Source organism: Saccharopolyspora sp. NPDC002578 (genome assembly GCF_053592695.1).
Genome location: NZ_JBSFWJ010000001.1, coordinates 205,654 through 219,493 on the forward strand (window position 1 = coordinate 205,654; position 13,840 = coordinate 219,493).

At 70.7% G+C, this 13,840-nt stretch carries 11 protein-coding genes; 3 read left to right on the top strand and 8 right to left on the bottom strand.

Annotation, left to right across the window (positions count from 1 at the left end; genetic code table 11):
• Nucleotides 1-116 precede the first annotated feature (116 nt).
• Nucleotides 117-3,116 carry an alpha-mannosidase gene (locus tag ACWD38_RS00965; RefSeq protein ID WP_450123043.1) on the bottom strand — a complete coding sequence of 1,000 codons (3,000 nt, stop codon included), beginning with the start codon at nucleotides 3,114-3,116 and terminating at the stop codon, nucleotides 117-119.
• 214 nt (nucleotides 3,117-3,330) lie between these two features.
• Here ACWD38_RS00965 and ACWD38_RS00970 point away from each other — a divergent pair, with 214 nt between their 5' ends.
• Nucleotides 3,331-3,591: a Prokaryotic metallothionein gene (locus ACWD38_RS00970; protein WP_246456792.1), complete on the top strand. Its 261-nt coding sequence runs from the start codon at nucleotides 3,331-3,333 to the stop codon at nucleotides 3,589-3,591.
• 603 nt (nucleotides 3,592-4,194) lie between these two features.
• Here ACWD38_RS00970 and ACWD38_RS00975 read toward each other — a convergent pair.
• Nucleotides 4,195-4,743: a gamma carbonic anhydrase family protein gene (locus tag ACWD38_RS00975; protein ID WP_343071387.1), complete on the bottom strand. Its 549-nt coding sequence runs from the start codon at nucleotides 4,741-4,743 to the stop codon at nucleotides 4,195-4,197.
• Nucleotides 4,740-5,498, bottom strand: coding sequence for a GntR family transcriptional regulator (locus tag ACWD38_RS00980; RefSeq protein WP_343071388.1), 759 nt, complete (start codon nucleotides 5,496-5,498; stop codon nucleotides 4,740-4,742). The genes ACWD38_RS00975 and ACWD38_RS00980 overlap by 4 nt, the downstream gene beginning before the upstream one ends.
• Before the next feature lie 122 nt (nucleotides 5,499-5,620).
• Here ACWD38_RS00980 and ACWD38_RS00985 point away from each other — a divergent pair, with 122 nt between their 5' ends.
• Complete coding sequence (locus ACWD38_RS00985; protein WP_450123044.1) at nucleotides 5,621-6,121, top strand: GNAT family N-acetyltransferase; 501 nt, start codon at nucleotides 5,621-5,623, stop codon at nucleotides 6,119-6,121.
• Between the two features lie 12 nt (nucleotides 6,122-6,133).
• Here the strand turns inward: ACWD38_RS00985 and ACWD38_RS00990 are convergent, their stop codons facing one another.
• The 4 genes from ACWD38_RS00990 to ACWD38_RS01005 all read right to left on the bottom strand — a co-directional run bounded on the left by ACWD38_RS00990 (nucleotide 6,134) and on the right by ACWD38_RS01005 (nucleotide 12,773).
• On the bottom strand, nucleotides 6,134-6,628 hold the full coding sequence (locus ACWD38_RS00990; RefSeq protein WP_343071390.1) for an STAS domain-containing protein: 495 nt from the start codon (nucleotides 6,626-6,628) through the stop codon (nucleotides 6,134-6,136).
• Nucleotides 6,629-6,869: 241 nt separating this feature from the next.
• Entirely contained in the window at nucleotides 6,870-8,813 is a 1,944-nt protein-coding gene (locus tag ACWD38_RS00995) for an aconitate hydratase (RefSeq protein ID WP_450123045.1), read from the bottom strand.
• Nucleotides 8,814-8,909: 96 nt separating this feature from the next.
• On the bottom strand, nucleotides 8,910-11,291 hold the full coding sequence (locus tag ACWD38_RS01000; RefSeq protein ID WP_184479319.1) for an AAA family ATPase: 2,382 nt from the start codon (nucleotides 11,289-11,291) through the stop codon (nucleotides 8,910-8,912).
• A 57-nt stretch (nucleotides 11,292-11,348) separates the two neighbouring features.
• Nucleotides 11,349-12,773, bottom strand: coding sequence for an MFS transporter (locus tag ACWD38_RS01005; RefSeq protein ID WP_450123046.1), 1,425 nt, complete (start codon nucleotides 12,771-12,773; stop codon nucleotides 11,349-11,351).
• A gap of 133 nt (nucleotides 12,774-12,906) precedes the next feature.
• Between ACWD38_RS01005 and ACWD38_RS01010 the strand changes: the two genes are divergently transcribed.
• On the top strand, nucleotides 12,907-13,089 hold the full coding sequence (locus ACWD38_RS01010) for a hypothetical protein (RefSeq protein ID WP_184479320.1): 183 nt from the start codon (nucleotides 12,907-12,909) through the stop codon (nucleotides 13,087-13,089).
• A gap of 10 nt (nucleotides 13,090-13,099) precedes the next feature.
• Here ACWD38_RS01010 and ACWD38_RS01015 read toward each other — a convergent pair whose 3' ends face one another.
• Entirely contained in the window at nucleotides 13,100-13,492 is a 393-nt protein-coding gene (locus ACWD38_RS01015) for a hypothetical protein (RefSeq protein ID WP_184479321.1), read from the bottom strand.
• Nucleotides 13,493-13,840: the final 348 nt, after the last annotated feature.

A 13,840-nucleotide genomic window follows, 5' to 3' on the forward strand; every position in this document is an offset into this window, starting at 1 on the left:
GCGTTCGGTTGATTTCGCTGGTTCGGGGCAACCGTCGGCCGGGTCGGGTGCGGGTGGTGGAAATGCGGGAGTCCGCATTCGCGTGGTGCGGCGAATGCGGACTCCTCTGTTTCGGGTCAGGTTCGGGTGAAGCGGATGGTGACGATTTCGAAGGGGCGCAGTCGCAGTGGCCGGGGTTCGTGCCAGGTCTCCCCCGTCGGCCGTTCGAGCAGGTCGGTGCGGGTTGCGGCGGTGGTGTCGAAGTGGGGGGTGAGGGTGGTGGTGGCTCGTCCGCCGCGGGATTCGTAGAGGCGGACGATGACGTCGCCGGAGCGGTCTTCGGCGAGTTTGACGGATTCGATGATCACGGCGTCGGAGTCGAGGGTGACCAGGGGTGTGATGTGGGCGGAGCCGGGGATTTCGCGTGGGGGCAGGTTGATGCGGTAGCCCTCGCGGACGGCGTCGCCGATGTCGGCGCCGACGACCAGGGCGTAGCGCAGGTGGTGGCGGCCGTGGTCGGTGTCGGGGTCGGGGAATCGGGGTGCGCGCAGCAGGGAGAGGCGGACGGTGGTGGTGGTTGCTCCGTCGGGGCGGGTGTCGCGGGTGACGTCGTGGCCGTAGGTGGAGTCGTTGACGAGGGCGTGGCCGTAGCCGTGTTCGCCGACGTGCAGCCAGCGGTGGGCGCAGATCTCGAACTTGGCGGCGTCCCAGGAGGTGTTGGTGTGGGTGGCGCGGTGGACGTGGCCGAATTGGGTTTCGGCGGCGGAGCGGTCGGCGTGGACGTCGAGGGGGAAGGCGACTTTGAGGATTTTTTCGGTTTCGTGCCAGTCGATGTCGGCGTGGAATTCGATGTTGCGGCCGTGGAGGGTGATCCGTTGTTCGATGGTGGAGTCGCCGAAGGTGCGGTGGATGACGGCGGTGGTGCCGTCGAGGGTGAGGTGGTCGGTGGTGGTGAGGTCGTGGCTGTGGTGGCGGTAGAACTCGTCGAGGTCCCAGGCATCCCAGGCGTTGGGGTGGTCGGGGTGCAGTTGCAGGAGGTTGGCGGGGTGGCCGGGTGGGAGTGCTTCGCGGCCGGTGGTGAGGTCGGTGATGGTGGTGAGCAGTCCGCGGTGGTCGAGGGTGGCGCGGATGAGTCCGTTGTCGAGTACGAGGGTGCCGTCGGGGTTTTCGGTGGCGGTGGTGGCTGCTGCGGGGGTGGGGGTGCCGGCGCCGAGGGCGGGGATGTCGTCGCGGGTGTGGGGTGTGGCGTTGAAGGTGATGGGGTCGGTGCCGGGTCCGGCTAGGGCGCGTTGGGCTTGGTCGATGAGTTCGTGGAGTTCGGCGGCGACGCGTTGGTAGGTCTGTTCGGCTTCGCGGTGGACCCAGGCGATGGAGGATCCGGGCAGGATGTCGTGGAATTGGTGGAGCAGGACGGTTTTCCAGAGCGCGTCGAGTTGTTCGTGGGGGTAGTCGCGGCCGAGGGCGACGGTGGCGGTGGTGCTCCAGAGTTCGGCTTCGCGCAGGAGGTGTTCGCTGCGGCGGTTGCCTTGTTTGGTGCGGGCTTGGGAGGTGTAGGTGCCGCGGTGGAATTCGAGGTAGAGCTCGCCGGACCAGACGGCGGGGTCGCGGTGGTCGGTTTCGGCGGCGGCGAAGAATTCGGCGGGTGAGTCGAGCTGGACGGTGGGTGATCCTTCGAGGTCGGCGAGGCGCCGGGCGCGGGCGAGCATGTCGCGGGTGGGTCCGCCGCCGCCGTCGCCGTAGCCGAAGGGGACGAGGGATCGGGTGGCGTGGCCGTGTTCGGCGAAGTTGCGGGAGGCGTGGGCGAGTTCGGCTCCGGACAGTTCGGAGTTGTAGGTGTCGATGGGTGGGAAGTGGGTGAACACGCGGGTGCCGTCGATGCCTTCCCATTGGAAGGTGTGGTGCGGGAATTTGTTGGTCTGGTTCCAGGAGATCTTCTGGGTGAGGAACCAGCGGGATCCGGAGAGCCGGACGAGTTGTGGGAGTGCGCCGCTGTAGCCGAAGGAGTCGGGTAGCCACACTTCTGGGGTGTCGATGCCGAATTCGTCGAGGTAGAAGCGTTTGCCGTGGAGGAATTGGCGGGCCATGGCTTCGGCGCCGGGCATGTTGGTGTCGGATTCGACCCACATGCCGCCGACGGGGATGAATTGGCCGGTGCGGACGTGGTGGCGGACTCGGTCGAACAGTTCTGGTTGGTGTTCTTTGAGCCAGGCGAGTTGTTGGGCTTGTGACATGGCGAACCGGAAGTCGGGGTGTTCGTCCATGAGTGCGGTGACGTTGGCGACGGTGCGGGCGACTTTGCGGATGGTTTCTCGCAGTGGCCACAGCCAGGCGGAGTCGATGTGGGCGTGGCCGACGGCGCTGAGGCGGTGGGCGCTGGTGTGGGCGGGTGCGGCGAGGGCGGTGGTGAGTTCGGCGCGGGCGGCGGGTGCGGTGGTGTGCACGTCGTGGAGGTCGAGTCGGTCGAGCATGCGTTCGAGGGCGCGGAGGATGTCGTGGCGGCGTGGTGAGTCGGTGGGTAGTTCGCGCATGAGTTGGGCGAGGACTTCCGTGTCGTGGACGAGGTTCCAGGTGTGGAGGTCGCGCAGGGCGAGGTCGGCGCGGGTGAGCTGGTAGAGGGGTTGTCCGGTGGTGGGGCGTCCGTCGAGCCATGGGGGTGGGTCGCCGAGTGCGGTGGGCCGGTAGCCGTCGTCGCCGAGGATCAGGGGGTTGGCGGCGGCTTCGACGTACCAGAGGAGTTGTTGTCCTGGTTCGGCGTCGACGGGGATGTGGGTGTTGCGGGGGTTGAGGCCTTTGAGGGGGGTGCCGTCGGCGGTGTGGACGAGGCCTTCGCAGTGGAATCCGGGGCGGTCGAGGTCGAAGCCGAGGTCGATGACGGCTTCGAGGGGGTGTCCTGCCCAGTCGTGGGGGATGGTGCCGGAGATGCGGAACCAGGTGGTGCCCCAGGGTGGTCCCCAGGGTTGGCCGGGTTGGACTGGGTTGTAGGTGGCGTGGAGGGCGTGGGTGGCGGGGACGGGTTCTCCGGGGACGTGCCATGCGGCGATGTCGAGGGGGTGGGTCCGTGCGTGCACGGCGGGGTGCAGGCGTTCGGTGAGGACTCGGTCGAGTCGTTTTTCCACTACGGCGCGATCGTCGTGCATGTGTTCTCCCCTGGAAGCCGACCGGTTGGTGCAGACCACTTCGGAAGCGTCGATCATCGTGGCACAGCGGTGTGGCGGCGGGCAGCCCCCAACCGAGCAGGGCGGGGTATCGCTGCAGGTCATGGGTGGCTGGTGCGGTTGCCGGGGGGTGCGGGTCGCCGCATGCTGGGGCCTTCGTTGAAAGTCATTTCCCCTGTGTGTGCGGAGGCGTGTCATGGCGACCTGTGAAGTGTGCGGCAACGAGTACTGGATGAGTTTCGAGGTGCACACGACCGGCGGGAACGTGCACACCTTCGATTCGTTCGAGTGCGCGGCGCAGCGGTTGGCTCCGCAGTGCGAGCACTGCGGGTGTCGCATCTTGGGTCATGGTGTGGAGGTCAGTGGCCGGTTCTTCTGTTGTGCGCATTGCGCGCGGGAGTCGGGGATGTCGATGGTCTCGGAGATCCGCGATGCGGTGGGCAGTCACCCGGTGTGATCGTGTGGGTGCTGCGTGCGGTTGGTGAAACGTTTCATCCGGTCTTCGGGCGGGTAAACCCACCTTCCGGATCGGTCGTTATGCGTTCGTGACCTCATGGGTGAAACACGGCGCTCACCAGTGACGACTACGGGGATGGCACCGCACGTTCACCCGGGGGCACACCAGTCCGCGAACCCTGAACGGGCGGTGGCGGCTGGACCACTACGTGTGAAGGGACGCCGAAATGGCAGGTCTGGTTCGTTGGCTGGGTGACATGGCACGAGAGATGGGCCGGGCTCGCACCGTGATGCGACACCCCCACTCGCATGCCTTGAGCTCAGCCGCCCGTCGCGGTCAGAGCTGAGTCGTCGCTCTGTTCGTCAGCCCTAGGGACAACGGCTGAACGTGGCGCCCACACCGGGTCGCGGACCGGGTCACCACCGCTTCGGCGGTGTCTCACCGGCGAGCACGGTCAACGCCACATCAAGTGAGACCTGGCGACCCATGCAGGCTTGCTGAACGGTGCCGTGGTCCCACTCCTCACGAGGGGTGGGACCACGGCACTTCGCTTTTTCCGGGCTTTCCGGGCTCCTCGGGGTGGGTCTCCCCTCCCCTGCCGGGTCAGCCGCTGAGGGCGTCGCGGTGGCGGGCGGCGTTGGCGACGTAGGTCTGCGCGGAGATGCGCAGCGCGGCCTGCTCGTCGTCGGTCAGTTCGCGGCGGACCTTGCCGGGTGTGCCTGCGACCATGGATCCCGGTGGGACCTCGGTGCCTTCGAGCACGACGGCGCCCGCGGCGACCAGGGAGCCCGCGCCGATCACGGCGCCGTTGAGCACGACCGCGCCCATGCCGATCAGGCTGTCGTCGCCGACGGTGCAGCCGTGCAGCACCGCCCGGTGCCCGACGGTGACCCCTGCCCCGACGGTCGCGGGGAATCCGGGGTCGGCGTGGATGACGCAGCCGTCCTGGACGTTGCTGCCGCGCCCGACGGTGATGTGCTCGGTGTCGCCGCGCAGCACCGACCCGTACCAGACGTTCGCGTCGGCCTGCAGGTGCACTCTGCCGATCAGCGTGGCGCCCGGGGCGGCCCATGCTCCCTCGTCCAGGTTCGGCCGGTGGTCGTCGATGACGACGGTGCGGACCTCACCTGCGGTGTTGTGTGGGGCGTTCACTGATCCTCCCGATTCGCGCGTTCCCGGCGCAGCCATTGCACCGCCTCCTCGGAATGGCCGCCGACGGTCGATTCGAGGCCGTCGAACATGCTCGGATCGGTGCAGCGGGCCAGTTCCGCGAGCACCGTATCCGCATCGCCGCTTTCGATCACCGCCACCAGGCGTCGTTGCCTGCTGAGGTCGGTTTCCAGCAGTGCCCGGTCGGGTGCGCGGTGGTTGAGGGTCATCGCCAGCATCAGCTGCAGTCCCAGGGAGCGGCAGCCGTCTTCGAGGCGCCGGTTTCCGGCGAGTCCGACCACGGCCAGGCGCAGCCGCAGGGTGCGTTCGGCGAACAGGGCGGCGTCGCCGTCTTCGGCGGCTTCGGTCAGCAGTGCGAGTGCCGTGCGGCAGCGCTGCAGCCGCGCCGGGTCGCGGACCGGCATTCCCAGGCGCACGGCGAGGCGTTCCAGTTCGCGGCGCAGCGTGACGATCTCGTAGACGTCGTGCAGCGTCAGCGGGGTGACGATGACGCCTTTGCGGGGCAGTTGGCGCACCAGGCCTTCGCGTTCCAGCACGCGCAGCGCTTCGCGCAGCGGTGGGCGGCTGATGCCGAGTTCTTGGGTGAGGCGGTTTTCGATGATCCGTTCCCCGCAGCGCAGGCCACCGCTGACGATCATGCGGCGCACGGTGCTGGCCGCGAGCTCCACCAGGCTCGGCGGGTCGGTGATGCTGGGGGCTCGGGACGCGACGGGCCGCTGTTCCACTGATCCGGTCACGGGGTCAGTCTGCCCTGCGCAGGCGCTCGGCGGTGCGGGTTCGATCGTCATGCCGACGAAGGCCACACCGCGGCGGCGAATTCGGTTGCCGTGGTTCCCGCGCGTCGGGAAGGCTCGTGCTCGTGCGGATCCGGGATGCCCGTGGTGGTGAGGTGGCGTTGCTGCCCGAGGTCGAGCGCGCCTCGGGGGTGTGGTTCCGCGAGGTGGGGATGGATCACGTCGCCGACGATCCGCCGCTGCCGGTGCCGGTGTTGCACGGTTACCGCGACGCCGGGGGCTTGTGGGTGGCGGTGGAGGCGGTGGGCCCGGTGGCGTTCGCGGCCGCCGAGGATCTCGACGGTGCGGTGCACGTGGCGCAGTTGAGCGTGCATCCGGGGTGGGCGCGGCGCCGCATCGGGGCGGCGCTGCTGGAGCACGCCGCGGGGTGCGCGGCGGGGCGCGGGGCGGGTGCGTTGACGTTGACGACGTTTCGCGACGTGGCGTGGAACGCCCCGTACTACGCGCGGCTGGGTTTCCGCGCACTCGGGGCCGCTGAGCTCACGCCGGGGCTCGTGGCCCGTCTGGAGGCGGAGGCCGAGGTGGTGGCGGGTGCGGCGCGGGTGGCGATGCGCCGCGACCTGTAGCGCCGGGGTGTCTCAGCCGTGGTGGTGGCGGATGGCGGCGACGGCTTCGGTGGCGGTGTCGCGGCTGGTGAAGCGGTCGGTGAGCCCGGTGAGCCGGATCAGCCGGTGCACCGCTCCGGTGCCGAACACGACGTAGAGGGGTGTGCGGCGGCCTTCGGCGCGTCGTTGGGCGTGCAGGAGCAGTTCGAGCCCGGCGGAGCCGAAGAAGGTCACTTCGGAGAGGTCGAGCACGACGGCGCGCAGCGTGGCGGCGGTGAGGCGTTGCCGTACGAGTTCGGCCAGGCGGGGCGCGGAGGACAGGTCGATTTCGCCGCCGACGCGGACCACGACGACGCCCGGGTCGGGGCGTTGCACCGACAGCCGCAGCGACCTGGTGTGGGCGGGGGTGCCGGTGATGGGTTCTCCCGCGTCGCGTGGCGGTGCGATCGTGCGGTGCCGTGGCGGGCCGGCCGGGTGGCGCCGGTGTTGCGCCGTGCGGTCGCTGTTGCCGGTGTTCGCGAGAATCACACTGCCTCCCCCTGATCGACTGGTGCTCGCGGTCGCAGGCCGTGGCCGGTCGCCGTCGGTGCGCGGCGCGCGTCGAGAGGCGTCGGCGATCACGCCGAGTGACACCGGGTGGTGCGGGGTCTCCCGCGACGCCGCGGATCGAGGGCGGCCGGTGTTGTCGTGGCCTGGTGCTCAACCGCGTTTTCCCACCGTAGGAGCGCTAGTCCAACCGAAACAAGGGTCGCCACCATCGTGTGAAGACTTACGGGGAGGCCGCCAACAGCGGGATGAGGCCGCCCGCGAGGACCGCCTGCACTTGTCGCTCGGACAGGTGATGAGTGGCGGTGAAGGTGTCACTTTGCGTGGTGTTGCGGACGGTGATGTCGCCGCCTCCGGTGATGGCGTCGCGGGCGTCGTCGATGCGCAGCACGTCGCCGGTGGTGATGCGGTCGTGATCGGCGGGGTCGGTGAAGCGCAGCGGCAGGATGCCGAAGTTGACCAGGTTCTGCCAGTGGATGCGGGCGAACGACTTCGCCAGCACCACCTGCACGCCGAGGTAGCGGGGTGTGATCGCGGCGTGTTCCCGCGACGAGCCCTGCCCGTAGTTGTCGCCGCCGACGATGAGGTGCGCACCGGTGCGTTCGGCGCGGTCGGGGTAGTCGGGGTCGAGGCGGGTGAAGGTGAACCGGGCCAGTTCGGGGATGTTCGAGCGCAGCGGCAGCGCGTGGGCGCCCGCCGGGGAGATCTCGTCGGTGGACACGTCGTCGCCGGTGATCAGCAGCACCGGTGCTTCGATGTTCTCGGGCAGCGCGGTGAACTCCGGTAGCGCGGAGATGTTGGGGCCTTTCACCGGCCGGACCTGCACGGCTTCGTCTGGGGGTGGTGGGGCCACGAGCATGCCGGTGTTGACCGAGGCCCGTTCGGGCAGCGCGACCTCGTGGGTCAGGCCGAGCCGGTCGGCGAGGTCGCGGGGGTCGGTGATGCGGCCGGTCAACGCGGCGGCGGTGGCGGTCTCCGGGGAGCACAGCCACACCGAGTCCTGCGGGGTGCCGGAGCGCCCTGGGAAGTTGCGGGGGAAGGTGCGCAGCGAGTTCTGCCCGGTCGCGGGTGCTTGGCCCATGCCGATGCAGCCCAGGCAGCCCGCTTGGTGCATGCGGGCACCTGCGGTGATCAGGTCGCCGACGGCGCCGATGCGGGCGAGGTCGGTGAGGATCTCCCGCGAGGTGGGGTTGACGTCGAAGCTGACCTGGGCGGCGGTGCGGTGGCCGCGGACCATGGCCGCGGCGATCGCGAAGTCCCGCAGTCCGGGGTTCGCCGAGGAGCCGATGACGACTTGGCCGACGTCGGTGCCGGCGACCTCGCGCACCGCGACCACGTCGCCCGGTGAGCAGGGGCGGGCGATCAGCGGTTCGAGGCGGGACAGGTCGAGGTCGTCGGTGAGGTCGTAGGTGGCGTCGTCGTCGGCGGCCCACTCGGTGAAGTCGGTGTCGCGGTCTTCGGCGCGCAGGAAGTCCCGCACGGCGTCGTCTGCGGGGAACACGCTGGTCGTCGCACCCAGTTCGGCGCCCATGTTCGCGATGACGTGGCGGTCCATCGCCGACAGCGACGCCAGGCCCGGCCCGTGGTATTCGATGATGCGGCCCGTCGCGCCGGACACGCCGTGGCGGCGCAGCATCTCCAGGACGACGTCCTTGGCCGACACCCACGGTGGTGGTGCGCCGGTGAGCCGCACGCCCCAGATCCGCGGCATCCGCAGCCGCAGCGGCTGCCCGGTGATGGCCAGTGCCACTTCCAGGCCGCCGACGCCGATCGCGAGCATCCCGAGGGATCCGGCGGCGCAGGTGTGGGAGTCGGATCCGGCGAGGGTCTTGCCGGGGGCGCCGAAGCGCTGCATGTGGGTCGGGTGGGACACGCCGTTGCCGGGGCGGGAGTACCACAGGCCGTAGCGGGCGCAGGCGGTGCGCAGGTAGGTGTGGTCTTCGGCGTTCTTCTCGTCGGCCTGCAGCAGGTTGTGGTCGACGTACTGGGCGCTGAGCTCGGTGCGGGCCCGTTCCAGGCCGAACGCTTCCAGTTCCTGCATGACCAGGGTGCCGGTGGCGTCCTGGGTGAGGGTCTGGTCGACGCGCAGCGCGATCTCCGCGCCGGGCGTTGCCTCGCCGTCGACGAGGTGCGCGTCGATGAGCTTGTGCGCCAGTGTCCGCGGCATCGGCCTCTCCCCTGCCCTGACCGTGGTCGATCACCGTCGGTCTGCGGACTACCCGCTCGGTGGCGCGGCGAAACGATCTACCGGGTTCGGCGGGTCTCAGGCGGGGGCGCCGGTGCGGCGGTGCGCGGGGGCGGCGTGGCGGCCTCCGGCGGCGCCGTGGCGGGCGGCGGAGACGTGCAGGGACAGTTCGCCGCCGAGGACTTCGACGAGGACTTCGCTGCCGTCGGTCAGGGACCCGTCGAGCAGCAGCGACGCCAGGCGGGTGTCGAGTTCCCGCTGGATCACCCGCCGCAGCGGCCGCGCGCCGTATTCGCCGCCGGCGCCGCGTTCGGTCAGCCACTCCACCGCGGCCGTGGACACCTCCAGGCGCACCCCTTTGTCGTGCAGTTGCGCGGCGGTGCGTTCCAGCAGCAGCGCGGTGATCTCGCCGAGTTCCCGGTCGCCGAGGGCGCGGAAGACGGTGACCTCGTCGATGCGGTTGAGGAATTCGGGGCGGAAGAAGCCGCGCAGGTCCTCCAGCAGCAGGGTGGCGAGTTCGTCGGCGGGCGCGGTGGAGTCGAGGATGCGGTCGGAGCCGATGTTGGAGGTCATGATGATCACGGTGTTGCGGAAGTCGACCGCGCGGCCCTGGGAGTCGGTCAGCCGCCCGGCGTCGAGGACCTGCAGCAGCGTGTTGAACACGTCGGGGTGGGCCTTTTCGACTTCGTCGAGCAGCACCACCGAGTACGGCTGCCTGCGGACCCGTTCGGTGAGCTGTCCCGCTTCGCCGTAGCCGACGTAGCCGGGTGGGGCGCCGATGAGGCGGGACACGGTGTGCTTGTCCTGGAATTCGCCCATGTCGAAGCGGGCCATGCGTTCGGCGTCGCCGAACAGCACCCGCGACAGGGCGCGGGCCAGTTCGGTTTTGCCGACCCCGGTGGGGCCGAGGAACAGGAAGCTGCCGATGGGGCGTTCCGGGTCGGCCAGGCCTGCGCGGGCGCGGCGCACCGCCTCGGCGACCGAGCGCACCGCGACGTCCTGGCCCACGACCCGTTCGGTGAGTCGTTTTTCCAGGTCCAGCAGTCGCCGCCGGTCTTGCGCGGACACTTCGTCGACGGGGATGCCGGTGCGTCGGGCCACCACGTCGGCGACGTCGGCGGCGTCGACGAGCGGTTCGGGTCCCCAGGAGGCTCCGCCGCGGCGCATCCGGACCCGCGAGCAGGCCTGGTCGAGCAGGTCGACGGCCTTGTCGGGCAGGAACCGGTCGGTGAGGTAGCGGTCGGACAGGCGCGCGGCGGCGTCGAGGGCTTCCGCGGAGATCCGCACCCGGTGGTGGGTGCGGTACTTCTCGGCGACGCCTTCGAGCACGCGCACCGTGTCGGGCACGGACGGTTCGGGCACGTTGATCGGCTGGAACCGGCGTTCCAGCGCCGGGTCCTTCTCGACGTGCTTGCGGTACTCCTCGACGGTGGTGGCGCCGATGAGGTGCAGTTCGCCGCGGGCCAGGGCCGGTTTGAGCATGGTGCCGGCGTCCATGGAGCCCTCTCCGGCGCCCGCGCCGACGATGGCGTGCATTTCGTCGATGAACACGACGACCTCGTCGCGGTGCGAGCGCAGTTCGGTGAGCACGTCGCGGAAGCGCTGCTCGAACTCGCCGCGGAACTTCGCGCCCGCGACCATGCCCGCCAGGTCCAGCGACACGAGGCGTTTGCCGGCCAGCGGCCACGGCACTTCCCGGTCGACGATGCGCTGCGCGAGGCCTTCGACGAGCGCGGTCTTGCCCACTCCGGGGTCGCCGATGAACACCGGGTTGTTCTTGGAGCGCCGCCCCAGCACCTCCACGGCCTGGTCGATCTCCTCGTCGCGCCCGATGACCGGGTCGAGGCGGCCGGCGCGGGCCAGTTCGGTCATGTCCAGGCCGAACTCGTCGAGGCGCGGTGTGGTGCTGAGCGCGGAGTTCGACGTGCGGGAGCCGCGTGCCCGGTCGCCGCCGCCTTCCATGGCGCGCGCCAGGGCGCGGCCGGCGACGGATTCGGGGTCGGTGGCCAGGCCCAGCAGCACGTGGCGGGCCCCGACGACTTCGGCGCCCTCCCCCAGCGCCTGCTGGTGGGCGCCGAGCAGGGCGCGGCGCGCTGAGGACGACAGGACGGGGGCGCGGCGGGCGCCTCCGGACACGGCGTCGACGGTGCCGGCCACGGTGCGCACTCCGGCGGCGAGGTCGGTGACGCGCACCCCGGAGTCCGAGAGCATCTGGGAGGTCGACTCGACCTGGGTGACGGCCCACAGCAGGTGGGTGCTGTCGAGTTCGCGGCTGCCCCAGTCGACGGTGGCGCGGATCGCTTTGGACACCACGTCGTGGGCTTCGGGGTCGAGCAGGTTCGCCAAGCCGAGCCCGCCGGGGCCCGCGTCGGCGCGCCGCTGCTCACCGCCGCCTTCGACGAGGCTGTTGAGCAGCGAATCGAATGCGGCCGACGCATCGCCTGCACTGCCCCGATCCACCGGTACACCTCCACATCGGCGGGCGCCGTCCGCGCCCGCCGCACGCCACCCTAGTGATCAACTGTGCGCGGTCGGGGACCGCCGTCCGCCGCGGCGGTGACCGAGCACCTGTTCCAGCAGCGCACCGGCCAGCAGTGCCGCGCTGATCACGGCGACGACGGTACCGAGCCGGTGCAGCCCGGCATCGGCGGCGGGGCCGGCGAAGCCGAGTTCGATCACGGCCGCCGCGATGTTGGCACCAACATACTGCGAGGTCCGGTACAGCCCGGAGGCCATCCCGGCGTCGGCGGCGTCGGCTTGGCGGTACATCGCGGCCTGGTTGCCGATGTTGTTGAACCCGTTGGGCACGCCGAGCACCGCGGCCACCAGCAGCAGCCACACCAGGGGGCTGGCCGAGTGCAGCCAGGTGAGCCCGAGTCCGCCGGCCAGCAGCGCCACGGATCCGGCGACGAGCACCGGGTGGTGGCCGGATCGGCGCATCACCGGGCCCGCCGCGGCGACCGCCACCATCGCCAGCAGCGCGATCGGCAGCACCACCAGGCCCGCGGCGTCGGGGCTGAGGCCGCGGGCGTTCTGCAGCCACATCGGGTAGCCGTAGAACACGGCGTAGAACGCCACGTAGGTCAACGCGGTGCGCAGGTAGGTGACGGCGAGCGCCCGGTTGCGGGCGAGCATGCGCACGTCGGCGAACGGGTCGGGCACGCGTGCTTCGAACGCGGCGAACGCGGCCACGAGCACGACCAGTGCGGCGGCGAGCCACCAGTTCGGGGTGGTCGCCAGCGACAGCAGGAACAGCATCAGCACGGCGGCGGCCGCGGTGAACAGGGCCGCGCCGGGCAGGTCGAGGGCGCGCAGCACCGCGGTGGTGGAGGTGCGTTCGCGGGGTGGGTCGGCGGGCAGGTGCTTCCAGGCGAGCGCGGCGACCGCGAGGGCCAGCGGCACGTTGATGAGGAAGATCGCTTGCCAGCCCTGCCAGGTCACCAGCACTCCGCCGAGCACGGGGCCGAACGCGACCATGACCTGCCCCGCGATGGCCAGCAGGCTCAGCGCTCCCGCGGGCAGCGCCATGCCGCGCCGGTCTGATTCGGCGCGCAGCATCGCGACTCCGGCGGGGAACGCCGCGCAGGTGCCCAGGCCGAGCAGGATGCGCAGCGCGATCAGCCAGCCCAGGTCCGGTGCCAGCGGCGCGAGCAGTGAGCTCAGCGCGGTCAGCGCCAGCGACACCAGGAACACGCGGCGGGCTCCGACTCGGTCGGCGAGCCTGCCCGCGGTGGGTGAGCCGACGGCGGTGGCCAGGTACAGCCCGGAGATCAGCCAGGACGCGGCGGCGCCCGCGTCGAACGCGTCCCGGATGTCGATCAGCGCGACGGTCATGGTGGAGGCGTTGAGCGCTTGGAGCACGGAGCCCGCGGCGATGGTCGCCACGAATCCCCGGGGCAGGCGCGGTCCGCCGTCGCGGGTGTCTGCGGGTGGGGCGGTCACGTCACGCCAGCCTAGTTCTTTAGTTTGCCTAACTTCAAAGGTTCGGGGTGCGGATCACCGCGTCGCCGGGTGGTTGTGGCGCGCCCGCGGCGGGTACGCGGGGCGCGGAACCGACGCGAGGACGGTGAGCACGATGCAACGCGGCAGCGACAAGCACGGCCCGGCGCAGGACGATGCGCTGGAAGCCGACGTGCGCGGCATGCTCCAGGGCAACCACCCCACGCGGGCGCAGGAGGAGCTCGACGCCGAACCGCCCGCCGACGACGATCCCGCGGTGCTGCAATCCCCGGCCCCGGAGGACGACGAGAACGCTTGAGGGCCGCGGTTCAGGCCGGGTGTTCGGCGGCGTCGACGGCGTCGGCCAGCCGCGCGAGTTCCCGGCTGATGTGGCTGAGCCGTTCGGACATGACGCTGGCGTGCCCGGACAGGGCTCCGGCGTGACCGGCGGCGCGCAGCCATTCGGTGATGCCGGCGACTCCGGCGGACATGCCTTCGACGGTGGTGGCGAATCCGCGGGTGACGTGCTCGAGGTCCTCGATGCTGTGCGGCATCGCGGGGTCTTGGAGGCGTTCGCCGAGGACGTGGGCGGCTTCGCCGATCTGGGCGGCGACCTCGGCGGTGTAGCGGCCGTCGTCGTCCCCGGTGCGCGTGACGCCGCGGCGAGCGGCGGGCCGCTGCGTCGGGGCCGGCGGGTGTTGGGAATGTCCGGGGAGGGTCATAAGGGTTCAGCCAACCCCACTCGGGCGGTCGAGACCACACCTTCGGGTCGAAAGATCCCGAATCCACCCGTTTCCCGCACAACCTCCCCAGCCTGTTGCGCATCGAGCAACACGAGGTGGTTTTGTCGTGATCGAAGGTCCGAATGGTGGAACCGCAGCGGCTTCCCCAGTGCCGCGGCACCCGACTTTTCCGGTGGCTGCCGTGCGGCCCACGACATCGCCGGGATCGCGGTCGAGGAGCCGGTGATCGGCCTGCTCGACGTCACCGCTCACCGGGTTCACCACCGCCAAGACCGCCGATCGAGAACGAGCTGCGCGGACCGAGGTGTCCCATGAAGGCACCAGCCG

Excerpts from the sequence above, each read along its gene's own strand:
- ACWD38_RS00965 (WP_450123043.1), bottom strand. The coding sequence starts at position 3,116 with ATGCACGACGATCGCGCCGTAGTGGAAAAACGACTCGACCGAGTCCTC.
- ACWD38_RS00970 (WP_246456792.1), top strand. The coding sequence starts at position 3,331 with ATGGCGACCTGTGAAGTGTGCGGCAACGAGTACTGGATGAGTTTCGAG.
- ACWD38_RS00995 (WP_450123045.1), bottom strand. The coding sequence starts at position 8,813 with ATGCCGCGGACACTGGCGCACAAGCTCATCGACGCGCACCTCGTCGAC.
- ACWD38_RS01010 (WP_184479320.1), top strand. The coding sequence starts at position 12,907 with ATGCAACGCGGCAGCGACAAGCACGGCCCGGCGCAGGACGATGCGCTG.
- ACWD38_RS01015 (WP_184479321.1), bottom strand. The coding sequence starts at position 13,492 with ATGACCCTCCCCGGACATTCCCAACACCCGCCGGCCCCGACGCAGCGG.